General features: G+C 59.5%; 18 protein-coding genes and 1 pseudogene. 7 read left to right on the top strand and 12 right to left on the bottom strand.

The window, feature by feature from the left end; genetic code table 11:
- Window positions 1–64: 64 nt before the first annotated feature.
- Both AC0L2C_RS11530 and AC0L2C_RS11525 read right to left on the bottom strand, forming a co-directional pair.
- Window positions 65–2971, bottom strand: coding sequence for a helix-turn-helix transcriptional regulator (locus tag AC0L2C_RS11530; RefSeq protein WP_128247670.1), 2907 nt, complete (start codon window positions 2969–2971; stop codon window positions 65–67).
- 254 nt (window positions 2972–3225) lie between these two features.
- Window positions 3226–4947 (bottom strand): adenylate/guanylate cyclase domain-containing protein, encoded by a 1722-nt coding sequence (locus AC0L2C_RS11525; RefSeq protein WP_287364040.1) that lies wholly within the window; start codon window positions 4945–4947, stop codon window positions 3226–3228.
- An 848-nt stretch (window positions 4948–5795) separates the two neighbouring features.
- On the opposite strand from AC0L2C_RS11525, the pseudogene AC0L2C_RS11520 reads away from it, so the two are divergent.
- Window positions 5796–6868, top strand: a pseudogene (locus AC0L2C_RS11520) (metallophosphoesterase).
- Between the two features lie 109 nt (window positions 6869–6977).
- Here the strand turns inward: AC0L2C_RS11520 and AC0L2C_RS11515 are convergent.
- The 4 genes from AC0L2C_RS11515 to AC0L2C_RS11500 form a co-directional block, all read right to left on the bottom strand.
- Entirely contained in the window at window positions 6978–9629 is a 2652-nt protein-coding gene (locus AC0L2C_RS11515) for an adenylate/guanylate cyclase domain-containing protein (protein ID WP_473523404.1), read from the bottom strand.
- Window positions 9614–10798 carry a TfuA-like protein gene (locus AC0L2C_RS11510; protein WP_287225847.1) on the bottom strand — a complete coding sequence of 395 codons (1185 nt, stop codon included), beginning with the start codon at window positions 10796–10798 and terminating at the stop codon, window positions 9614–9616. Before AC0L2C_RS11510 ends, AC0L2C_RS11515 begins: the two co-directional genes overlap by 16 nt.
- Window positions 10798–11916, bottom strand: coding sequence for a YcaO-like family protein (locus AC0L2C_RS11505; RefSeq protein ID WP_287137047.1), 1119 nt, complete (start codon window positions 11914–11916; stop codon window positions 10798–10800). Before AC0L2C_RS11505 ends, AC0L2C_RS11510 begins: the two co-directional genes overlap by 1 nt.
- A 139-nt stretch (window positions 11917–12055) precedes the next feature.
- The gene (locus AC0L2C_RS11500; RefSeq protein WP_031255812.1) at window positions 12056–12265 is read right to left on the bottom strand and encodes a hypothetical protein; all 210 of its coding nucleotides are present in this window, start codon (window positions 12263–12265) and stop codon (window positions 12056–12058) included.
- 360 nt (window positions 12266–12625) lie between these two features.
- Between AC0L2C_RS11500 and AC0L2C_RS11495 the strand changes: the two genes are divergently transcribed.
- Window positions 12626–13315: an iron-containing redox enzyme family protein gene (locus tag AC0L2C_RS11495; protein WP_023801609.1), complete on the top strand. Its 690-nt coding sequence runs from the start codon at window positions 12626–12628 to the stop codon at window positions 13313–13315.
- A gap of 335 nt (window positions 13316–13650) precedes the next feature.
- Here AC0L2C_RS11495 and AC0L2C_RS11490 read toward each other — a convergent pair whose 3' ends face one another.
- Both AC0L2C_RS11490 and AC0L2C_RS11485 read right to left on the bottom strand, forming a co-directional pair.
- Window positions 13651–14037, bottom strand: a complete 387-nt coding sequence (locus AC0L2C_RS11490) for a ferredoxin reductase domain-containing protein (RefSeq protein WP_473523403.1) — start codon at window positions 14035–14037, stop codon at window positions 13651–13653.
- A gap of 178 nt (window positions 14038–14215) precedes the next feature.
- On the bottom strand, window positions 14216–14338 hold the full coding sequence (locus AC0L2C_RS11485; RefSeq protein WP_287240925.1) for a hypothetical protein: 123 nt from the start codon (window positions 14336–14338) through the stop codon (window positions 14216–14218).
- Window positions 14339–14518: 180 nt separating this feature from the next.
- Between AC0L2C_RS11485 and AC0L2C_RS11480 the strand changes: the two genes are divergently transcribed.
- Window positions 14519–14974, top strand: coding sequence for a GNAT family N-acetyltransferase (locus tag AC0L2C_RS11480; protein ID WP_287240924.1), 456 nt, complete (start codon window positions 14519–14521; stop codon window positions 14972–14974).
- Window positions 14975–15680: 706 nt separating this feature from the next.
- Here AC0L2C_RS11480 and AC0L2C_RS11475 read toward each other — a convergent pair.
- Window positions 15681–16010 (bottom strand): hypothetical protein, encoded by a 330-nt coding sequence (locus AC0L2C_RS11475; RefSeq protein WP_287176254.1) that lies wholly within the window; start codon window positions 16008–16010, stop codon window positions 15681–15683.
- Between the two features lie 57 nt (window positions 16011–16067).
- Between AC0L2C_RS11475 and AC0L2C_RS11470 the strand changes: the two genes are divergently transcribed.
- From AC0L2C_RS11470 to AC0L2C_RS11460, 3 genes are all read left to right on the top strand, one after another.
- Window positions 16068–16739 (top strand): Crp/Fnr family transcriptional regulator, encoded by a 672-nt coding sequence (locus AC0L2C_RS11470; RefSeq protein WP_091600388.1) that lies wholly within the window; start codon window positions 16068–16070, stop codon window positions 16737–16739.
- Between the two features lie 214 nt (window positions 16740–16953).
- Window positions 16954–17391, top strand: coding sequence for a DUF4062 domain-containing protein (locus AC0L2C_RS11465; RefSeq protein ID WP_473523402.1), 438 nt, complete (start codon window positions 16954–16956; stop codon window positions 17389–17391).
- Window positions 17392–17481: 90 nt separating this feature from the next.
- The gene (locus AC0L2C_RS11460) at window positions 17482–17901 is read left to right on the top strand and encodes a hypothetical protein (RefSeq protein ID WP_287241048.1); all 420 of its coding nucleotides are present in this window, start codon (window positions 17482–17484) and stop codon (window positions 17899–17901) included.
- Window positions 17902–18180: 279 nt separating this feature from the next.
- On the opposite strand, the gene AC0L2C_RS11455 is transcribed toward AC0L2C_RS11460, so the two are convergent.
- The 3 genes from AC0L2C_RS11455 to AC0L2C_RS11445 form a co-directional block, all read right to left on the bottom strand.
- On the bottom strand, window positions 18181–18849 hold the full coding sequence (locus AC0L2C_RS11455) for a gamma-glutamylcyclotransferase (protein ID WP_473523401.1): 669 nt from the start codon (window positions 18847–18849) through the stop codon (window positions 18181–18183).
- A gap of 210 nt (window positions 18850–19059) precedes the next feature.
- On the bottom strand, window positions 19060–19995 hold the full coding sequence (locus AC0L2C_RS11450) for a hypothetical protein (RefSeq protein ID WP_128248499.1): 936 nt from the start codon (window positions 19993–19995) through the stop codon (window positions 19060–19062).
- Between the two features lie 7 nt (window positions 19996–20002).
- Complete coding sequence (locus AC0L2C_RS11445) at window positions 20003–20779, bottom strand: adenylate/guanylate cyclase domain-containing protein (RefSeq protein WP_473523400.1); 777 nt, start codon at window positions 20777–20779, stop codon at window positions 20003–20005.
- Window positions 20780–21177: 398 nt separating this feature from the next.
- On the opposite strand from AC0L2C_RS11445, the gene AC0L2C_RS11440 reads away from it, so the two are divergent.
- Complete coding sequence (locus AC0L2C_RS11440; protein WP_023798997.1) at window positions 21178–22764, top strand: adenylate/guanylate cyclase domain-containing protein; 1587 nt, start codon at window positions 21178–21180, stop codon at window positions 22762–22764.
- Window positions 22765–22997: the final 233 nt, after the last annotated feature.

Below are 22997 nucleotides of genomic sequence, written 5' to 3'. Positions count from 1 at the left end.
AAAAATCCACCGGACTGATCAATTTGGGAGCATTTCCGGGCGGTGGTCATATAGTCAACTTTGACTATTTCTTGGCCCCCTTCCGCTCGACGGTATAGGTCGCAACCGCGGTTCGATTTGGCATCCCGGTCTTCTCGAGAATATGACGGACGTGATTGGCGACGGTGTGCGGGCTAATGAAAAGCCGATCGCCGATCGCCCGGTTGCTGTTGCCGGTCGCAAGCAGTTCCATGATCTGCAGCTCGCGCTTGGTCAGCCCGTCCTGATCATCGATAGAAGTCACCATTCGTTCACGGAGCTCTTTGCAGCGCCTTTGCAGAGCGGGCATGCCCACTTCGGTGGCAGTCGAGCGGGCCTGCTCAAGCAGGTCCGCCGCTTGCCCAACATTCCCCCCATTATCCATGATGGCTTCGGCATAACAGAAACATGTGTGCGCAAGCCAAATGACGCTGCCACAGCGTTCGTCGAACGCCAGTGCTACCTGGAAATGACGCTCCGCTAACGGCCAATTCCCCATGAGATTAGCCAACATGGCGAGATAGCGGTCGGCGCATCCGACGCATACGGTGACGCTGGCAGGCACGTTGCGTCCCGAATACGGCGCGAGCTGTTGGTAGATTGGAAAGGCGTGATCTCGGTCCCGCAAATAAACGCAGGTCTCAGCGGAATAGGTGAGACTGAGAAGCCACATCGCGTCACGGGGGATCGCCGCAAAATTGTTCGCAACTATGTGTCTATGAAGTTCTCGCGCTCTCTCCGTCAGTCCAAGTTCGGCGCAGATGACGGCAAGACCGGGAAGCCATGCCGATCTCGGGCCGACATTCAGGAATTCTTCCAAGACCGGCCGCAATTCCTCCAACCGGCCCTGTTCGCGGCGGAGCGTGAACATTTGAGTTCCGAAAGCGCCCTCGGCTCTATCTGGGGAGAAACGCCTGCCAATTAGAAAGGACTGCCGGATTGCTTCTTCCGCCCGCTCCCCGACGTCCTCCTGCATCGTGAGCACGACCTGCATATTCTGGCCGACGGCGCGCAGGAACGGATCACGCATGGCGTCGGCGACTCGGTTGTGCATTTCCGTGATCGTCCGTGCAGTTCTTATGTCGCCGACCTCCATGAGGTCTTCGAAGAAGAAGCCCGTCATCAGGCTGACAGGCCAACTCTGGTGTCCGCGCCTCTCGGCTAGTTCTATCGCCTCTTTCGCTGCATCGAGCCGCAGAGGCAAAAGCTCCGGCCACGTCTGCGCGGAAGCAATGGCGCACAAGGCAACGATAAGCGCCTGTGGGTCTCCGAGCCGGCGAGCAAGAGTGACGGCTTTATTATAGGCGTCCAGCGCTTCCTGTTTTCGCGACGCATAACCGCAGGCGCGGCAGAGTGCGGCATACAGGCAGACCTGTTGCTTCCAGTCGATCACAGTGCCCGAGTTCAGGACCTTCTCCAGAAGCTCGACGGCTTCTCCGCCTTTTTTCCCTTCACGCCACCGGGCGTCTTCGAATCCCAGGGCGGCACTCGCCAGCAAATCATCGCGCCTCCGATCTCGCGCTGCTGCTGCGGCCCGAAGAAATGTCTTGGCAGCGGCGTCCAGCGATCCGCCGTGGACCAAAGCCCACCCAAGCGCGAGGAGCAGTTCAATGCGGGTGTCGGTCTGCACATGCGGCAGCCGCAAGGCTTCCCGATAGTAATGAATTGCCTCTGAATGGGCGTAGAACGCGTCCGCCCACCTGCCCGCGCGCTGCAAATACTCCAGTGCCTTCTCATTCGCTTCGCTGGCGGCCTCCGTGAAGTGATGCGCCAAGAGCGGAAGGAACTGATCAAGGTTGCCGGCGTATGCATGTTCGATCAACTCGCCGGCCTCCCGATGTAGTCGCGTGCGCCGAGGCGGCGACATCGCATCGTAAAGGGTTTCCCGGACCAGAGCGTGTGTGAACTGGCAATAACCGCGTTGCGGCGCTTCCTCGATGATCCGGGCCTTGAAGGCTTCGTCCAGCGCCTCGCCGACGATGGATTTGTCTACATCGCAAAGCGATGCAACCAGCGAGTAGTCGAAAGTGCGGCCGAAAACGGCCGCCATCTCCAGAACGCTGCGACATGACACCGAAAGCCGGTCAATCCGCTCGCCTATGAGTGTGCGAATGCTGTCGGGTAGTGGTAAAGTCGAACCGGCGCTAAGCGCTGCGGGATTTGCCACGTATGCCCGGTCTATTTCGCGCGCAATCTCATGTATGAAGAGGGGATTGCCCTCGGTCTCCCGGTACACGGTTGCGCGGATAGCAGGTGACAGATCTGCCGTTATCATCGCTGCGAGAAGGGCGTGCGTCGCATCCTCGCCAAGACCGGCAAGCTTGTGACGCTGCACCGAGGGACGCCCGACGACGCGAGAGAGCAACGCATTTACGGGATGGTCAGGCGCAATCTCGCTGTCGCGGAACGCTGCTACAATGACCAAAGAGCAATCCTGAGAAGCTTCGGCCACAAATTCGAGGAGTTTGATGGATGCACTCGAATCCTGATGCAGGTCATCAAGAAGTAGCAGGAACGATTCCTGCCGGGTCGCACGATGCCAAAATCGCGCATAGGCGTCGAAAAGGCGGAAGCGCGCTTGGTTTGCATCATCGATTGATGGCTGATGCTTCGGTTCCGATGATTGTCTGGTGAGGTCAGGGAAGAGGTCGGCGAGGATGTCCAGATCGGGCCCGACGATGGCGTTCCGATCCTCTTCCTCGTGGCAGAGCAGCCAGGCACGCCCGATCTGCAGCCATGGCCAGTAGATCGGCGTTCCCGGCTCCTCAAGGCACCGGCCCCAGAGGGGTCGGAACCCTTCGGCTTCAGCACGCGCCGCGAATTCGCGCATGAGGGCCGATTTTCCGATCCCGGGATCGCCGCAGACGAGGGCCATTTGGCCGCGACAACCCTTCGCCGACATCAACGCCGACGACAACGCTGCAAGCTCTCGTTCGCGACCGACGAACGTCAAAGCCGACCTCTATCCTCTTCAATTTCGGCAATCCAATACTCGCACAAACGTGCTGGATTGTCACAGAGCACGAGCGTGCCGATCGACGCTTCGCGATCTTTGCAGTGACTGGAGGAACCCGATTGAGACCTAGAACGCTCCGTAGCGGTAAAATCCGAGCCCGGCTCGGTTGTACCACAACCAGTCATTCAAGGGTTTCTCAATAGCGGCCGTTCACGCTGCGACTGGAGGCGACGCAAGGCGGACGTTCAACCTCATTCGGGAAGACCTGCCTTCAGCAAGCCTTCGCGCAGGTGCTCCGCATCGGCCGGATATCTGTAGTGCGGCATCTCCGCCCGCACGCTGAAACCCGGCTTGCGTCGGAGCACTTTGGCAGCCTTGGCGCGAGCTTCGTCGAGACGTCCAAGCTGTGCCAGGCAGGCTGCTTCGCGCGCCATCTGCCACGGAGACTTGGTGGGCCCGATCTTCTGGCTTGCCACCAAGGCCTCTTCGTAACGCCTTAACGGATACAGGCATAGGGCAAGAGTGCCCCAAAAAAAGTTCAAATAGGGATCGAGCCTGATGGCCCGGTGGAGGAGTTCGATGCCTTCTTCGGCACGACCGGAGACGCCGAGCACTCCGGCCAAATGAACAATGCCGATGGCGTCGTTGGGGTTGAGCGCCACACCGCGCTCGAGATGCGATATTGCCAGATCGTACTCGTCACGAAATCGGTAGACCTGTCCGAGGAACGTGTGACATCGGCTGTCGCGCGGGTCCAATCGGACTGCAGCCGTGGCAATGTCCAATGCACGTTGTTTGATGGAATCGGACGCACCGCCATAATGGTTCTCGACCAGCAGCGCTAGGGCCAAGTAGGCATGGGCCAGCGCATATCGCGGATCGAGAGCAACGGCCTGCTCGAACAATTCGCGAGCGAGACGGTTATCGTCCGAACCATAGCCGCGCAAATGCTGGATACCGCGCAGCAGACAATCATAAGCCGGTAGGCTGTCGGTCCGCTTGTTTGCGGCCATCCTGATTTCGGCGTCCTCCAGACGGCCAGCCACAGTGGCGACGATGGTCTGTGTCAACTCGTCCTGAACGTCGAAAAGCTCTTTGATGCCGCGATCGAAACGCTCGCTCCACAGATGGTTGCCTGGAACGGCGTCGATCAGCTGCGCCGTAATGCGAATCCGGCTGCCCATCTTGCGGACGCTGCCCTCGACGACGTAGCGAACGCCAAGGTCGCGCGCGACCCGGCGCACATCGACGCCTTTGTCGCGATATTGAAACGACGAGTTCCGGGCAATGACGAACAGCGAACGCGAGCGCGACAGTTCGGTGATGATATCCTCGGTGATGCCGTCGGAAAAATACTGCTGTTCAGGATCGCCGCTCATGTTGGTGAACGGCAGGACGGCAATGGAAGGTTTGTCGGGAAGGGACAACGAGGGACCGACGGCTGCTGAAGCCGCGACCCTAAATACACGCACAGGATTGGCGATGTTCTTCAGCTGTTGCTCACCAATGTCTTCGAAAGCAAGCTCGAGTCGGCCATGGGTCTCATCGCGCACTTTTGCCGAAACGCAGATCCCGCCCGGCTCCGCTAGCGTCTCCAGCCGCGCGGCTATGTTGACGCCGTCGCCATAGACGTCCGATCCCTCGCCAATGATGTCGCCAAGATTGATGCCGATACGCAGAACGATGCGTCGATCCTCACTCAAAAGCGTGTTGGCCTCGGCCATTTTCTCCTGCAATTCCAGCGCCGCCTTAACTGCATTGACCGCACTGGCGAACTCCACCAGCACGCCGTCGCCCATGACCTTGACAATGCGCCCCTCATGGTCCCGCACAATCGGCTCCAGGACGGTCTTCCGCCGTTCCCTCAGCGCCGCCAGCGTTCCCGTCTCGTCGGCCTCCATGAGGCGCGAGTAGCCGACGACGTCTGCGACGGCGATGGCGGCAAGGCGGCGTTTGGCGCGTTCGTCGGCCATTTAGATGATGCCTTAGGGCAGTCTCCGTCGATGGTATTTGTGCTGTGCCACGATGTCCATTGGCTGCTATGGGCATCATTCCGAACATTGCTCAGGGGCCGACGACATAGGTCTGCGATGGGTCGAGCCCGCCATTCGTGCCGGTTTCGGCGAAGGTCTGCTTTCGGGAAGGCAGACGGTTCCAGGAAGTCTGCTCAGGGTCATGAGTGCTGATTGCGCCCGAAGTCCGCTTTCGGGAAGGGAATCCGGCGCGGCAAGGTCCGGATTGGGTCAGGTTTTACCGTTCGAGCTGGCCACCGGAATGGGCAACTAGCGCCAATTCCAGTCAGCCAGATGCATACTCGCGGATGACCGCAATGGCGCCGTTTGCCGACCGGCAGTTTCTGGCGTCCAAAAAAGCGATAGCGGACATTCGATCCGGTAGGTCCGAGGCCCCTGACTGACCCGATTGAGACGTAGAACGCTCCATCGCGGTATCGAGCCGATGCCCGGCCGGCTCGGTCGCGCCACTTCCGGTCACGACATTTCTCCAATCCGGACGATCGCGCTGAGCCCGGATCCACTCTCAAGGAGGTGGATACGGCGCAGATCAAGAGCGATCTCGGCGCCCTTCCGGAGGTCCGGCCGCCTGCAAGGACAGACTGCTGTATTTGAGTGGGCTTGAGGAAAGCTGCTGGATACACTGGGCACGAGTCGTCGCAGGCTCCCGTAGATGTGACCAAATGAGGGCTGGCACAAATTCACGTCGCTTCGCTTCAACCCAATGCGATTTAACTCGTAAGTCGGAACGATAAATAATGAACCAATGCGGCGACGGACATTATCCTCCATCCAGACGCGCCGTCGTGATGCAATTGCTCGGCCTTGGCGCAGCAGCCATGTTCCCCAATGCCTCGTTGGGCCAGGCTGCGCCACAACGGCCCCGAACCGACGCAACATTCATCTTTACCAGTGACGTGCATGCCTGCCGCATGGCCAGCGGCCTGAACCCCAATTGCGCGAATGAGGGCAAGACCGACGCAAGCCTCCTCCGTCACATCGCTGTCATCAATCGCATTTCCGGCGAGAGTTGGCCAAGCCCGAATTGACGGGGCCGCGACGCGACTTGCGGGTGCGGGGCACAAGATCGCGGAGCCGCTCGGCGTGATCATCGGCGGCGACATGACCGATGACGGGGGCGGTCAGGTCGCGACGCCCGGCGAGGGATTACAGCTTCGCCAGTTCCGCCAGCGCTACCAGCAGGGTATCGGTCCCGATCCGGTTTACACCGGTCTTGGAAATCACGACCTAGATTAAGACGGTCCACCGCCTCATGTCGATTGGTATCGGCGAGAACTGCGGGATTATGTCGAACTCAATCACCGCACGACGGTATTTTTCAAGCCGCCAGTACCGGTGTTAAATTACGATGTAGCGTCCGACAGTTACTCGTGGGACTGGGGCGGACTCCATCTTGTCCAGGCGCACCGCTTCGCGGGTGACACCACGAAAGGCGCAATCAGCGGGCTGCCCTGGCTCAAGAACGACCTCGCCATCTACGCTGCCGATGGCAGGCCAGTCGTGCTGTTCCAACATTACGGCTGGGACCAATTCTCGACGGAACGATGGGGTCCCGTCAGGCGGACTTTCGACGACGACGGGTCCGGCGCGCCGCACTGGTGGAGCGATGCAGAGCGCCAGGCGCTGCAGTCGCTTCTCGCGCAATACAATGTCATCGGCATTTTTCCACGGCCATCAGCACGAAACCGCCATGGTCTATCAGCACAGCGGATTGGATCTCTTCAAGCCGAAAGCCGCGTTCATGGGCGGCTTTGCCGTGGTGCATGTCACGGACGACTATTTGGACGTGGTATTCGCCGAAGCGGTCGGCGGCGATGGCGAGGTGAAGTTTACTAACGCCTTCAGCAAACGCCCCGGTTAGCCCTGTCCTAACGCGCTGTTCTGCTTGCAGACTGTCGTCTTGCGAGGGCGCCGTGCCTTGGGACCGATCACGCCGGCCAACCCGCCGAGATCAGCGTGTTCGAGGCCGACTAGCTGCACGACCGGGCGAGAGCTAGAATATCCTCCCACGAAGCGCTCGACCCCTTCGAAACACAGGATGCAAATTGCTCTTCACCAAGTGTTTCGCGGGTCACCGATATAATCTTCTGAAAATCGGCGTTGTCGGTCGGCTCGAACCGGGCTCCAAATCGCGTTAAACGCGCCTGGATGGCACCGATGATCCAGGCAGCTTCCTTGGCGGCTCCCTTTGCCAGGAATACCCCGCTGACAGCGGCAGTCGCCAGGTTGACAACCACCGGGTAGTCGTACCTCTCGCTGATGGCCAAGGCGTCGCGGGCCAACCTGGCTGCCTCTTTCCAGTCTCCTTGGTGCAGCCTGAAATGAGCCAGGTTCTGCAACAAATGACCTGGCCAGTAGGTATCCCCGAGACCTTCCAGCAGGGAAAGAGCTTCCTGATAGTATTTCTCGGCCGTCTTCTCGTCGCCTTCTGAACGGGCCCCTTCGCCGAAAGCGATCAACGCCACCACGGCCCCGTAGTCGTCGCCCAAGGCCCTGAAGAGTTCCAGCGACCCGCTTATCAGTTCGAGACCGGTTTCCAGATCTTCTCCCAACGTCACCTTGGCAATGCCCAAAATAATGCCGGAACTCGCTGCACCGGCTTGATTGCCAAGCTCCAGACAGAGCCTATGGCTTTCATTGGACAATTCGTGAGCCCTTGCAGGATCGCCCGACATGTAGCTGATCCAACCTGCTGCATCCAATATCTCGGCGAGCGGACCTGCCTCTCCTACGTGCCGAGCCTGCGCCACAGCTACTTTCGACCACCGCTTCGCTTCAGAGAATTGGCCACGGGAGATCCAGAACCACTTCAGCGCGCAAAATAGCTTGGCCGTCCCGTCCGCGTCTGACTGCTTCATCAGCCATTCAAGAGCAGCTCTTATGTTGCCGGTCTCCTGGAAAAGCCGTTCGACGCAATCCCGTTGATTGTGCCGCATCACGTTCGGAGCATCGTCCGCGACGAGGGCGGCAAAGTAGCGGGCATGCTGCGCCTGACAATCCTGCAACGAACCCGACTGGCTCAGGCCTTGGCTGGCGTACTCTCGAATGGTGTCGAGCAAGTGGAGCCTTGGCTTCCCGAGCGTCACATTCTGATACACCAGGTTCTTTGCTAGAAGAGACTCCAAGTGTTCGACGGCCTCATCACCGTTGCACCATGGAGCCATCACATATTCTGCCGCCGCCACGTCAAACCCACCCACAAAGACAGACAGCTTCCGGAACGCCTCGCGCTCGTCCTTCGTCAGAAGATCCTCACTCCATTGAATGGCCGCCCGCAAGGTGCGGTGGCGTGGGTCGACATCTCTCACCTTGTGCTTGAGGCTGTGCAGACCTCTGACAAGCCGCCGCGAGAGTGCGGCCGGATCCAGCACGCGTATGTGCGAAGCAGCGAGCTCGATCGCCAAGGGCAAACCGTCGAGGCGCCGACAGATTTGAACAATCTCACGGGCAACGTCGGGCGTTAGCCTAAACTCTGGACGTTCTCGCTGGGCCAGGTCGACGAAGAGCCGTACACAGGGGTTCTGCGAAACCTCGTCGAAAGGGGCCCTTTCATCGGGGAGAGGCAGCGGTCCCACGACAACTTCCGTCTCACCTCGAACGCCCAAGGTCTCCCGGCTGGTGACAATGAAAGCAAGATGGGGACATTCCTTCATCAACGACGTCACGGTCGGGGCACCGGCAATGACCTGCTCGAACGTGTCAAGAATCAACAACAAGTGCGCATCGCCGATCGAGTTGCGCAGGGACTCGATCGCAGAAAGTCCAGCTACTTCCTGTATGCCTAACGTCTGGCATATCGCAGACGGAATCAAATCTGCACTGTGGATGTTGCCGAGCTGGGCAAAGAATACGCCACGAGCGAAGGATTGTATCAGTGACCTGCCAACCACGAGCGAAAGAGACGTCTTTCCAGAACCGCCCGTGCCGGTGAGTGTGACCAATCTGCGCCCGCTTTCGAGGATAAGTCGCCGGACCTTCTCGACGTCCGCGTCCCTTCCGAAGAATGCCTCCGGCTCGAGAGCGAGATTCGTCCTGTTTGCACCCATCGACGAGATGGGCGCAAAATCGCTGGGCAGTCCTGGAACCACCAGGTCGAACAGCGCTTCCGGATAGCGCAGATCTTTCAGGCGGTGGAAGCCAAGGTCGCGGATGTGCATGCCCGGCTGAATTGCACTTTGAGAGATATCATCACGGACGGCATGCGAAATCACAATCTGCCCACCGTGCGCAACTGCACTTATTCGAGCCGCGCGATGTACTTCTATGCCCACGATCGCGGATTCATGCCGCTGCACCGTGCCAGCGTGCAAACCCATTCGCACTTTGGGCTCGCACCCCTTAGCCCATTTTTCCTTGCTGATTGCAATTTGGGCGTCGATCGCTGCCCGAACCCCCAGGTCCGCGCCGGGGAACAGCGCGAAGATGGAATCTCCGGCAACCCCGACTTCCTCTCCTCCATGCGACTCGATGGCGTTTCGGAGCAGCTCATGGTGCCGCGACAACATCAATGGATAGACATCGGCATATCTGTCAACGAGCCCTGTCGACCCCTCGATGTCCGTGAACAGCATGCAGACGCTTTCACTCTGCAAGCCGTCGTTGCTGGTTAGTTGCGTTCCCATTGTGGTTGGTGTTCCATAGGTTCCTGAGCACTTGCAGGCGGAAAGAGGATGCGTCTCAAGCTTTTCGTCAGGGCGTGCAGGTCCCGCTGCTTCGCCAAGTCCGGCGTCGACAATCTCCCACTGGTCGCCAGCTCGTTCCAACACGAGACTTGGTGGGCGCACGCAAGTTCCAGCTCGGCGTCTTGAAGGTCGCTCGCCTCAGGTGAAATCCCGAGTCGCCGTGCCTCCCTCACCGCTCGATTGAATACGTTGAATCCTGTAAGAGCGGCGTCGAAGTCGAAGGAAGTGCTGATCGCGGCCCAGAGCGTATTTGCCTGCTCGACCGTCAGCTTGCTGGTGATTTCTTGTGTTGAAAGTCCATGCAGATGCATGCGGTGAATGTATCCGGAAACCACGATCCACGCCACCAGATCATCTCGGATTGCATCTATTTTGGTGCCGTCGAGCGGGTCAGGCCCACGCTCGCGCCCTTCGTCCAACAATCCGAACAGTCCAGGCCCATATTTTGGCGGCTGTGGTCGCAAAGCCCCCGTCCGCAACCATTTTTCGAGCCTGCGAAACGCCAGCTTCGCGTCCTGCCGCTTTGCGTCGGCCCCCTTGAGAAACTCTTGCGTCGCCATGGGAGGTATGACCCCGGCATCCTTGAACGCCGCGCTCCATGTGCGATGAGAGTAATGCGTTGATTTGGCAGCTGCAACGATGGAAACACCGTCGGCTGTCGTCATCACGCCAAGGTTCACGGCTCGGCGCAATGCAACACGGATATTGATGAGCGGGTCTGTCAGCGACGGATAGGGCCTATCCTCCCTGAACGTGACGGCGACTTCATCCTCGGAGGATATCGCGCGCCGCCGGTATAGGCGGTAGACGATGCCAATCCCCAGCGCGCCAGCCGGGTAACAGTCTGCGGAACGCAGCGCGCCCATGCTCGAAGCTCCGATGACGACAGCTCCGTCTTTGATGACATCAATGACCTCGCGCGGGGGAACAGCGAGTGAGCCGCCAAAGACACCATCGATTATGAGAAAAATGGAATGCTTGAGGATACGGTAGCGATAGAGGTCACCGCGCCGGCAGGGCCGCGCCACCAGGGCGTCGGGCAGAACCGAGAGAACATCCTCTCGCGGCGCCGTTGGCCCAATGAAAACGATCGGCGGCAGCTCATGCATCACAAGAGGTGTCTCGCACATCTCCAGCCGACGCGATGGCGGTCCGCGACGAAGGCGGAGAGGCCAGGCACCCTGACCCTCACGACTGCAATGCCTAGATCGTCGCGTTTCATGTCCACGGCGATTGCTTGCCGGATGCCCACCGATCCCAGCCGATCGAGAATATAGTCAGTTTCGGATTCCAGATCGTCGAACGCCCTGCTTCGAAGCGCAGAGAACGGGACCATCGGCGCCTTGCAGAGCAGATGCCGTCTTGCCGAGAGCGTGAACGGCCGAGCCGTTGCGGACAGGCCGTTGAAAGTGTCTCTTGCGCCCTGAATGACGCCAACACGCGACTGGAATGCTTCGGTAACCGCTCGCCGAAGGGCCGTTTCTGTAACTGGGTCGGCTCCCCAGCCACCGAAGACATGCGTGATCGGGCCATGCTCGGTCAGGAAGGCGCGATCGACCAGCATGCAGCCGACGACCGGGATTTCCAGATCGCTGGTCAGGTCCTCAAGAACGACATCCATGCCGGCTTCGGTCGCGGACAAGACGAAGCGCTTACAGGACTCTGGAATCGAGTCCGGATCGATCCTCGCCTTGTGGGGTGGCACGCGCCCGTCATCCCCGAACAGATCGAAGAACTGATGCTGGCTCACAGCGTCTCGCTCTATCACTTCCAGGAGCGCATGGCGCAGCGCCTCCGCATAGGTAGCGGCTGCGGCCAGTCCGTTCGTATCGACATGATCCAATATTCCCTGCTTGGGCGGCGTCCTAGCGAGGTCGGCCGCGATCCAGATCGGCCGGGAACCGTATAGATCCCAGGCCTCGACCCATTCGAACTCCAGGTTCGCTTGGTAAGCGGTCCGCGGCGGCAAATCGAAATCCAGAGGATCAGCGACGTTGACACCGGATGCGCGAAGCTGCTCGAAGCTCGCACAGCGGGAGGGAGCAGCAATCCGCTCGGCCGCGACCCTTTCTACCGCCTCCATGATCGCGCTGATCCGCGCCGATCGCCGGTCCGGCCCCTTCCCCAAATGGGTCGTCAAGTCGCTTGCGAGCGGCGAAATCGCCGCGAACACCGGCGCGCCCACGCAGTCAAGGGGCGTGATATCCGCCAAGCGTGTTATTGGCAATCGGTCCGGTATCCCTTCAACCAACTCTTCGACGAAGCCAAGGTCGCAAACTCTTCCGCTTTGTGGCGAGAGTTTCCCGAAAGTCTCTGCCTTCGCGGCGGGCCAGGTGCTAAGCCGGGACGTCAGTGCCTCAGCCTTCTTACAAGCCGCAAACTGCGAAATGGTAATCTTTGTTGTGTAAGGTGAGATGAGACCCGGTGCTTTCCGCGATCTTTTTAAGAACCGTTATTTCATCAGGACTCAAGTTCGAAATCACATCGTGAACATTCGGCGGCAACATGTTCTCTTGGATGTCGGGGATTACCCCGCTGTCTTTTAAGCTTTGGAAATTCTTTGCAAAATCCGGCATCGGTTCCCCCTGAATCTCGCGATCTGGAAACAGTCTGTGAAGCAGCAATGCGAAGATATCGAGCGCTATTGTAATTGGTCTCCTGGAACTGTCCAGTCATTATTAGCAGGTCATAATACATCGGAATTGCCTGAGCGCTGCGGAGGATTCTCGTTCAGGGGCAGGTGTCGTCGTGGCCGACAGTAGTGACGCTGATAACGTCCGAAGTGACGAGTTGAATGTGCACGCGAGTTCCAGCAGAATGGGTCACATCTCAGAACGCCAAGGCGAATCGGAGGGAGTTTGCCGGGAGTTCGACGGCTTGGCCCCCTCGGCTCATGAGCGCTCAGTTCGTTATGTCCTCTCATGAAGGTTGTAAGTATGTCCATCGCCAACAGTGAAAGCGTCAGGACCAAAGTCGCTCTCTGTATCGGCCCGCTCGAGGCTGCGTTCGAGAAGCTGTGGAGCCACGATCCGCTGGAACAGGTCGTCCCACCCTACCTTGTCTTGCTTCACCAGCTGATGCGGGCCTCAGTGCCGTTGATGGGCCGTGGGGCTGAAGTCTGTGAAAAGCTGGCGGCAACGGATCCTTTGGCGAGAAGGTTGGGTGCTTATTATCTCGGCCATATCGAAGATGAGCGGGACCACGATGCTTGGGCGCTCGAGGATCTTGCATCAGCAGGTTACGATGTGGACTGTGCGCTTTCGATTGTGCCCTCGCCCCAGTTGGCCAATCTCGTTGGCTCGCAATATTACTGGCTGAACCATCACCACCCGATCATGCTGATGGGATACATCACAGTTCTCGAAGCATTTCCTCCTTCCAAGCAGCGTGTCGATGAAATCCGAGATCGGTCGGGCGTTCCTGAAGCGGCATTCAGGACATTGAGAATTCATGGAGAGCTTGATCCGACACATAGTGCCGAGATCGACGACACATTGAATGAACTCCCGCTGGGCAAAATCCATCTCGAAATGATTGGCGTGAGCGTCCTTCATACTTGCGAGTGGCTCTCCAGGAGCGTCCAATCCTTGAGACCCGTCGAGTCTTTGGCGAGAAGGGTTCGCTGACATACAGCAACCGCGTACGACAGGTCGCATAGCCGACCTGCTCGTTCGCTGTGTGCAAGGTGTAGCCAGCACCGTCTGCACAATTTGGTGATGTAGAGGTGACAATTGTGCGCCGCATCGAGCAGGATCTCTCCGGGCGCACAAAGATGCTCCACGCCAGACCGGGCGAAGCGGACGCGCGTTGGGCCAGCGACAGCCGATTGCGGAGGCATGGAATTGCCCACCGCGCCCCCGAAACTTTCCTCGTGATACTGCGAGAACGCGATGCCGATCTCCGCGAGACAGGCCCGAACCGTTCGCATAAAGGGCTCGGGGCCGCAGAGATATAACGTGCGCTAGTGAAGGTCGGGAGCCAGCCGCAGGAGCATGGGGCCGTCGATCCGACCCATAGGGCCTTGCCATGCCGAACCTTCCTGGCTGCAGACGAAGCTTACATCAATATTGGAGAATCGCGCGGCGAGCGCCTCCAATTCGGAGCGGAAGACGATGTCGTCCGCAGTCCGGGCGCAGTGAATGAAACGAATGTCATGGCCAGATGCCCGGTCCGTTAGCGCCCGCAGCATCGACTTGACGGGACTGATGCCGCTGCCGCCCGAAAGAAAGAGCGGCTTCTCACATGGCAGGTCGTCGAAATTGAACCGTCCGACAGGCCCTTCTATTTCAATGTCGTGGCCTGGCCGGAGATTATCGTGGAGCCAGTTTGAAACGAGGCCGCCCTTCACTCGCGTCGACGCGTGGGAGGATCACCCAAACTTGGTAGCAACGGCTGGCTTCGGTAGCTCCAGCCGTAGCTCGAATGTCTGCAACGGAGAAGCCTGATCAACGTCCGGAATTGGCGCAACGACGATGTCCAGAGTAATCGCCGGCAACGTCTGCTATCGGGCAACAGCAAAGATCACCTCAATGGCCGACATTTGGCGCGTTGCTGCCATTCGCAACGCCGAGAATGAAGGTCTCGAACGGGTCAGGTTTTGCCGCTTGAGCCGGCGGCCCGAACCGGTAACTAGCGCCATGTTCAGACATTCGCGGTGCTTCTCCAGAGCGGACGTTAGCTCATCGGTAGGAGTCGACCTGCGGACCATGCCTGATGGTAGATGTAGGGAACGACGTGACCCCCATGCGATGAAGCGGCGGTAGGCCGCCGCTCCGAATTTGAGCGGCCCGTCCGGCAACGCTATAATTGACCGGCAGGGGACGTTATCGATGACGCAAATCAGAGCCATGACTGAGCAGGACGTGCCGTCGGTATCGCTGCTCATTGGAGAGTCTTGGCGCAGAACGTACTCGCCAATCATGGGTGCCGAGACCGCGGCCCTGATTTCGGATGAAGATCACACGCTGCAGCGGATTGCGGCGGAACTGACAGACACCAACAAAATGTCGTTCGTGGCAGAACGGCCAGACGGCTCGATTGCCGGCTACGCGATGGCTAAGATGAATGAAGCCGGCGACGTCATGCTTGACCGGCTCCATATCGATGAAAGCGAGTACGGCACCGGGCTAGCCGCTAATATATTGCACGCTGTCTTTGCCGCCCATTCCGGCATCCTGAGCATCGCACTCGAAGTGCTCGAGGGAAACGACCGGGCAATGGCCTTTTACCGCAAACATGGTTCGAAGTGGCCGCGTTGCACGGTGCAGAAGGCCATGCATCGTTGATTATGCGCAAACTGCTATCGCGCGCCTAGTCGGAACTCGCGCATCGAACAGCACATCACGTCTTCCGTCCCCAGCGCACCGGCGGCCTCCCCGTTCGCAATCCAAATAGACGTCTTTCAGCTGTTTGATTGGCATGTCAGCGTGAGCGAGCGCGAGGGACTTAACAACTGACATGATCATTTTGAGATCCTCCCCAGTTCCCGTCGGTCAACATTCAGTCCTTGGGGTCGCAGGTGTAGTGCCGTTCGAAGGTCCCGTCCGCGCGCCGCTGCTTGTCGAAGCCGCGATGTAAGGCTCGATCGCGCGCTCGTGGACCAGCCAAAGGGGATCTCGGCCGAGGCGTAGCTACTGCCGGCGGCCAACCGTTTCGGGATCGAGGCCGAAGCGATCCTGGTGCGCTCGATCGTCGTGCCGGCCGCGCCTGCCTCCGCATGACGGATGGCGCGGCTTCGCAAAGCGCACATGATTTCGTCACGTGAGATGCCGATGTCGCCAAGAACGTCATCGGGTAAACGGCTCAACTGGTCCGTTGCCGACAAGAGAGCTTTTCCCTCGGCGCGGAGGCGTAACCACCTGCGAAATGGACCAATGGCGGCAGCATGAATTATAACCATGATCAGATCGTACCTTCATTGATCTGAATTGACCGGTACGGAACGGTGCGAACGGCACTCCGGGCGAGAGCGTCAGCCGTCCGCGAGGCAAGTTAGGCGTAGTGGTCGATGGATTGGTTTTGCCGCCGCGTGCCCATACGGCGGGCGGTGGCTGGCCCCGGGCCACGCATGTAATAAAGCTCCGGGCGGTAGCGCGGCGCGACGAATTTGCGAAACCCGGCAGCAAGTTTTGTGACGGGAGCCAAGAATTTCATGACTGTTCCCTTTCCTTTCGCCGGCTTGCGCACGAGCCGGCGGGCCTGACGTTGCAACAAGGATATGACAGTCGAACCAGGCTCGGCTGTGGGAATTCCCACACCGGGGAAAACATTGGAAAAATCCGCTCCCAGTTTTGCTTTCCGGAAAGCGGGGCCTGCGGCCATCAAATTTCCTTGGATAGGGAGTAAGATGAAGTACACCTGATTGAACAAGAGGCTGTTGTGACAGGCTCTCCGGCCTTCATCTCAAGACTTTGCGATGCCGACCTCGCCGCGCTGACCAAACGGTGGCACGAGCGCAGCTATCGACACAACGAGCTGATCATTTCCCACGGCGACACTGGTCGCGATGTCTTCTTCCTGCTGGAAGGACGGGCTCGCGTGACACTGGTTTCAGCGGACGGCAGGGAGATAGCGTATCGCGATGTCGAACCGGGTGACATTTTCGGGGAGCTCGGAGGCATTGACGGGATTGCACGCTCTGCCAGCGTAGTCGCGCTGGAGGCAACCCGCGCTGCACGGCTGTCCGGCACAGCATTCCGGGATATCGTGATGACCCACCCGACTTTTGCCTGGATGCTGCTTGAGCATCTGTCTGCCCAGCTCCGGCGCATGACCGAGCGGGTATTCGAATACAGCACTCTGGTCGTGCGAAAACGGCTGATCGTCGAGCTCCTGCATCGGGCGGAGAAAGCCGCACTCGTGGACGGCGAGGTGTCCATAAGCCCGGCACCGACGCATTCCGAGCTGGCGGCAACGATGAGCACGCACAGGGAAGCGGTCTCGCGCGAAATGAGCGACCTCGCCAAGAGAGGCCTGATCGAAAAGCGCGGCAGCAGGTTATTGCTGCATGACGTCTCGGCACTACGGGCGCTGGTCGACAAGAAGGAATAGCGAAGGCTGTCGCTGCGGCGGGGGGCACCGCACGTTTCATACTCCTCGGCCGCAAGTGATTATTCCTTCCGGCAAACCGGGCAACCTAGCGTGCCAGCGCGCGGGTCGGGCTTTGATCGCTTCACCCCTTGCAAGAATCATGACTGGGCTTCTTGATGCGGGCACGGAACGCCTGCTTGCAGACTTACAAGGGCGGATCGAAGGGTGAAGCCGCATGGACGTTAAATACCAAATCTTCGTCAGCTCGACCTACGCCGATTTGGTGGACGAAAAACGGTCGGTCATCGAGGCCGTTCTTAACCTCGGGCATATTCCTGTGGGGATGGCGGCATTCCAAGCCAGCGACGACACTCAATGGGATTACATTAAGCGGCGCATCGATGACAGCGACTACTACGTACTCATCGTAGCAGAGCGGTACGGCTCAGAGTTGAAGGGTAAGAGCTACACCCAGATGGAGTACGGGTACGCCGTTGCCCAAGGCGTGCCTACCGTGGCGTTGGGCCGCGGAAAAGGTCGAAGTTCGAGAAAAAGGCCAAACTCGAGAGATTCCGAAAGCTGTATGAAAAGAAGCTCGTCAAATATTGGCGCAACAAGGACGATTTGGCGGGTAATGTTGCGATGGCTATTAGACGTTATGACCGTGGTCTGAGCGGCGGCCCGCCCTTAGTTTTTGCAGCTGTTTAGCAACGGGGTTTGCTCGGGAGTGCCGAGCCGAGCCCCAAGCGAAGAACGCCGGGCCATGGCGCAAGATAACGTTTTTTACGTCGGTGTCGATGTGTCGAAAGCCAAGCATGCTGTCGCGATTGCCGAGGGCGGACGCGGTGGAGAGGTCCGGTATTTCGGCGAGGCGTTCCCCGCGCGTCGTCACCGGAACATCGTAGCCGTGAAGCCGAACCGTGACGGTCCCGTCATCGTGAACAAGCGTCACCTCGCCATCGTGATCGTGTCGCACGGCTTGGCTGAAGACCAAGGCCTGTTCGAGCGACGAATACGAACTTCTTGGCGTCGAGCGCGAGGCAGGCAAGCCGGCTTTCGCGCTCATGGCCGAGCGCGGCACGGACGCTATGTCGGCTCGGCTTTCATTACCTTGAACCGGGAGTTGCGCGAACGGCTCTGGAAACGGGTGCAGGAGCATGCAGGAGCCCGCCAAACGGGATGAAACGGCCGGCGACGCAATGGGTCAAGCCGGTGCTGATCGGCCGCGTGAAGCATCTCCGCGGCGAGGAGAATCTGCGCCATGCCTCGCTGCAGGATTTTCGGGAGGAAGACTAGGGTAAAACTCAGTCATTCTGACTATGCCGCGAATGGCCGAGATGGGTTAGGCCCTGCCGTTTGAATCGGTCGGCCGCAACGAGCACAGAGCGCCAACTGCAGACGCTTGAAGAGATGTGCGCTCCGTTGGCTCAAAGAACGTTCCGCTCCGCCGGGTTTCGCTCTATCAACTCTGCCACAAGGCGTTGAAGTCGCCAGAGGTTGCGGTCGCGTATCCCTTGGCTTCGAGGTGAGAAACCGTGTTGAGCAAGTACTCGGCCCCGGTGCCCCAATGACCGCAGGCCCGGGCCAGGACATCGGCAACTGCTTCAAGTGACTGACGACCGGCATAAAGAGGCGAGGCGCGGTTCATAACAAAGGTCAACGCCGGCGTGGCTCCCGAGGCGGTCTCGACCGTGATCCAGCGGGGCATGCTATTGGCCGGCTTGTAGGTGAACTCGCGTCGAAACAATTTGCCGAATTGGCGTTCGAGGTTGTCCTCTGGTAGGTCGTACAGGACGCCCCGGCATTGCCCTCCACGATCGAGGGCCATCATAAGGCCGGGCTGCTCTGGCGTGCCCCGAAAACGGGTCATGCGGAAGCAAAAAGCACGATGCCAACCCCGAGCAGCGCCTAGTTGCTCACCGATGTGCTCGATCTCCGGCTTCCAGATCAACGAGCCGTAAGCGAATAGGCGGGTCGGTGCCTTCGGGGCCGGATGAGCTCGGATCATTTGCTCGACCCAGCGGTCGTAGTCAGCATCGGTGTGTAGCTCGGCACCTGCCGTCAAACCCTGGTCTTGAACGACCTTGTGGACCCGCGCGACATGGTCCGCAGTCAAAGTCAGCTTTCTCATTTGGCTTGGCATCCCGTGCTCCATCGGATCAGGATCGCGTATCCTTGGCAGATGCTACCGGCGTTGCAAGATACGAACCAACGCACGGCTTGAATGCGCCACAACCCGCCATTCCCTGTTTCGATCGCAAACGGCCGGAGTCGAGCCATTGAGACATCCACTGCGTTGTCGAACGGGTTGTCGTTACCAGCAAACGGTCGCTCAGTGACCTTATGGCGGCAAACTTGCTTTTCTCAGCAAGCGGCCAAGCTCCCGAACTTTCTCAGGATCGCGGTAATACTCGCCGCTGGTGAGGGCGGAGGCCGTAAGATCTGGCTTGCCCCCGACAGCTTCTCTAACGAGCCGACTGGCTTCGTCGACTCGGTTGAGTTCTACGAGTGCAGCCGCCCGATAGAGGCGCGATCTGTTGGTCTGAAACGTTAGCCTACCGAGGGATTCAATTGCTTCGGCATAGCGGCCCAGCGAATGGAGGCCCACGCCCCTTTCCTCGACGCAATACACAGGAAGGAATGGATCAAGCATTTCGGCGTCGTCGAGCAAACGCAAGGAACGCTCTGCTTCGCCCACAAAGGTAAAGATCGCGGCGCATCTTGCCTTGATGTAGGCATCCGTCGGGTTCAATTCCATTGCTCTGCGGCTGTGCGCCAGTGCCTCGTCGAAGTTGCCACCCATAAGTTCAAACGCGCCCATGATCCGGTTTGCCTCGGCATCGCAGGGGTCAAGCTCGAGCGCGCGGCAAATGTCCCGTCGACCTTGCTCGGGGTCGAAACCCGGCAGCCCTGACGCTGCGCAGACCCTCCACGCATAGGCGGCCGCGTAGTGCGGATCGGCCTCGATCGCCTTTGAAAGCCAGCCGACGGCCTGGCGGGCATTGTCGTCGGTGACGCCGCCCAGGCGGTGATGATCGAGCCCGCGCAAGAGGCAGTCGAAGGCGGTCATGTTTTCTGGCGGCTTTCGGCGCGCCGCCACCATGGCTGCGTCCTCCATCCGTCCGGATACCGTCGCGGCGATCCTCGCGATGGTTCCATCAACCAAGGCGAGGATTTCCTCGAACGGACGCTGGATCTTGTCGCTCCAGACCACCGTCCCCTGGTCGGTTTCCGACAGCGTGAGGCTGATCGAAACCCGCTCTCCGATCTTGCGCACCTGCCCCTCAAGCACATATCGAACGCCCAGAGCCTCGCCGACCCCTCACCGGATCCGGGTGGCAGTCCGCAACCGCGAAGCTCGCACTCCGCGAACTGACCGCAAGACGCCGAAACCGCCCCAGTTCGACAATAAGCTCCTCGGTGAGGCCCTCGGCGAGATAGCGCTGGTTCTCGTCGTCGCCCGAAACCCGGAAAGGGAGCACCGCGACCGATGCCGGCCACCGTTCCGTCGTGATGACCAGTTGCGTCGGCGCCGACTGCAGCCGATGCGCTCCGATCTCGCCGCGGACCTGATAGAGGTGCACCGATTCCGTAATGTTCTTGAACGCCCGCTCGCCCATATCGTCGAATATGAACGCAGAATTGCGGCGGACATGATCGAAGAGCGCACCGCTCACATAGATCGAGTCTGGTTCGGCTGCCGCCTGTATGCGCGCCGCGAGGTTGACGCCGTCTCCGACCAGATCATCGCCCTGCACCACGACATCCGCGATATGGAGACCGAACCGCATCCTGAAAGGTCCGGTGTCGGGCTCTTGTGCGCCTGCAAGCGCGCTGCGGATCTCGAATGCACTGCGCACGGCGTTTACGGCGCTCGGAAATTCGGCAAGGGCCCCGTCGCCCGTCGTCTTGAAAACCCGGCCGTCGAGCAGATTGACCTTTTCCGAAATGAGGGCCTGACGGCTAGCCAAGCGTTCCGCGGTTTGCTCCTCGGCTCGCTCCATCATTCCGGAATAGCCGACGATATCGCCGACCATAAGGGCAGCCATTTTGCGTTTCATAGCGAAGCTCCGTGGCGGGCGATCTCCCAATGGCAGCGCCATCGTCTTAGGCGTATCAGGTCAGGCGCTTAGCGCATTGCGAAGCCGGCCGATCGGGAAAGCGCCTTGCGAACGTCTCGAAGAGGTTGCCGAAACGTCTAACACAAAGCGCGCTTGTGCGTAGTCCGGCTTCCATCCCTTTCGCGACCTTCAGAAGAAACGGCGCGACGGCCGGAATGGGTCAGTTCACGTCGATGCATGGGGGGCGCCTGAATGTCCGCTTCTCACATTCCAGGCCTCGAAGCCGCAAGTCCGCTTCCGGCCCCATCGTGTTCTCACCGAGCCACTGGCGCTGGTAGCGAGCCGCGAATGAAGGTATAGTTCAGGTATTGGATTACGGGTGGGCGGTAACCTGGACAATGGCTGGATTGCGTGAACAGATTGCGCGTGAGCAACGCACCATGGGACCGCTCCTGGTTGCGGCAGTGGTCGTCGGCCTTATAGGTCTGCCCGTCGCGGCCTGGCTCGACCTCCGAGATCTGTCGGAACGCATGCTGCGCACGCAAGCCAGCGAAATCAGCCGGATCATCGACGACATGCGCGGATTCTACGGCAGCGACGTCGTGGGACGGGTCCTGAAAGCAGACGGCGCCGTGACCGCGACGCACAATTACAGGGACGTGCCAGGTGCGATCCCTATCCCAGCAACCCTCTCAATCGAACTCGGCAAGCGCATCAGCGCCCACGACGGGTCCGTCAAATATCGCTTCGTCTCGGACCTACCTTTCAAAGGCCGCGAGCCCCACCAGCTAGACACATTCGAGCGCAACGCAATCTCTGCCTTTCGCGCCAATCCAAGTGAGCCCATCATCGAAGCCTCGGGTTCGCTGCTTGACCGGCACGTTCGCGCGGCGGCTCCCGTAGTAATGGGACAAGTCTGCGTCAACTGCCATAACTCGCACCCGGACAGCCCCAAGACAGACTGGAAGGTGGGGGATGTCCGAGGTATCCAGGAGATATCGGTCGCCCAGCCGATCGGGGCCAACGTCCTCTCTTTCAAGTATCTGCTTCTGTATTTCGGCTTCGCAGCTGCGGCGGGTCTAACGTTCATTTTCCTGCAGCGTCGGCAGTCCGCCTTGGTTCACGGCATGAACACGGAACTCGCCGAGGCAAACGACTTTCTCGCCGCAATTTCATTGAAGATCGCCAAATATCTCTCGCCTCAAATTTATAAAAGCATCTTCAGCGGCCAAAAGGACGTGACTATCGCGACCGAGCGCAAGAAGCTCACAATCTTTTTCTCAGATATCAAAGATTTCACCGCGATCGCGGAACGGCTCCAGCCTGAGGACCTCACGGCACTCCTCAACGAGTACTTCACCGAGATGTCAATGATCGCGCTCAAGCACGAGGCTACGGTCGACAAGTTCATCGGCGACGCACTTCTTGTGTTCTTCGGAGACCCCGAGACAAAGGGTGTCGAGGAGGACGCGAGGGCCTGCTTGCGCATGGCTGTCGACATGCAGCGCCGGCTAGAGCAGCTGAACAGGTTGTGGCGTGATCGAGGAATTGAGCAGCCGTTCCGAGCTCGCATGGGCATCAACACGGGCTATTGCAATGTCGGCAACTTCGGCTCCGATGATCGCATGGACTACACGATCATCGGGGCCGAAGCGAACCTAGCGGCCCGCCTGCAATCGATTGCCGAACCTGGCGGCATCTGCCTTAGCTATGAGACCTATGCGCTCGTGCGCGACCTTGTCCGAGCGCGTCCGTTGGCGCCGATCGCCATGAAGGGGATCAGTCGGGAGGTTGTCCCCTATGAAGTCGAGGGCCTCCTTGGTGAACTGGCACAGCGCCCTCAGGTCATCAGCGAGCACGCGACTGGCCTCGACCTGTTCCTCGATGTCGAAGCGATCGACGAGAACGGGGTCGAACGGGCAAAGAAACGTCTTTCGGAGGCGCTCCTGGCCTTAACCGCCCGAAGCAAGCCCGCTACTTTTTAGCAGGGTCCTTGAACGTCCGGTTCTGCCGCTACAGAGCCGTTTCGGAAACGCACCCTCGACCCGAAGCAGACTCCCGTAGTGGAGCCATGGATGACCGCTTCGCGCCCCATGTCGGCCGTAGAGTGCGACCTTGCCACTGCCCATAAGCAGACATCGGGGTCGTGTCCCACCGCGTGGTGTAGGTCGGCGATAGCGAAGCCGCTCGCGAGCGCCCTCAACAGCGCTGTAGCGAG

It is taken from the genome of Mesorhizobium sp. WSM4845, assembly GCF_055811455.1.
This window is presented reverse-complemented; position numbering and strand designations above follow the sequence as displayed.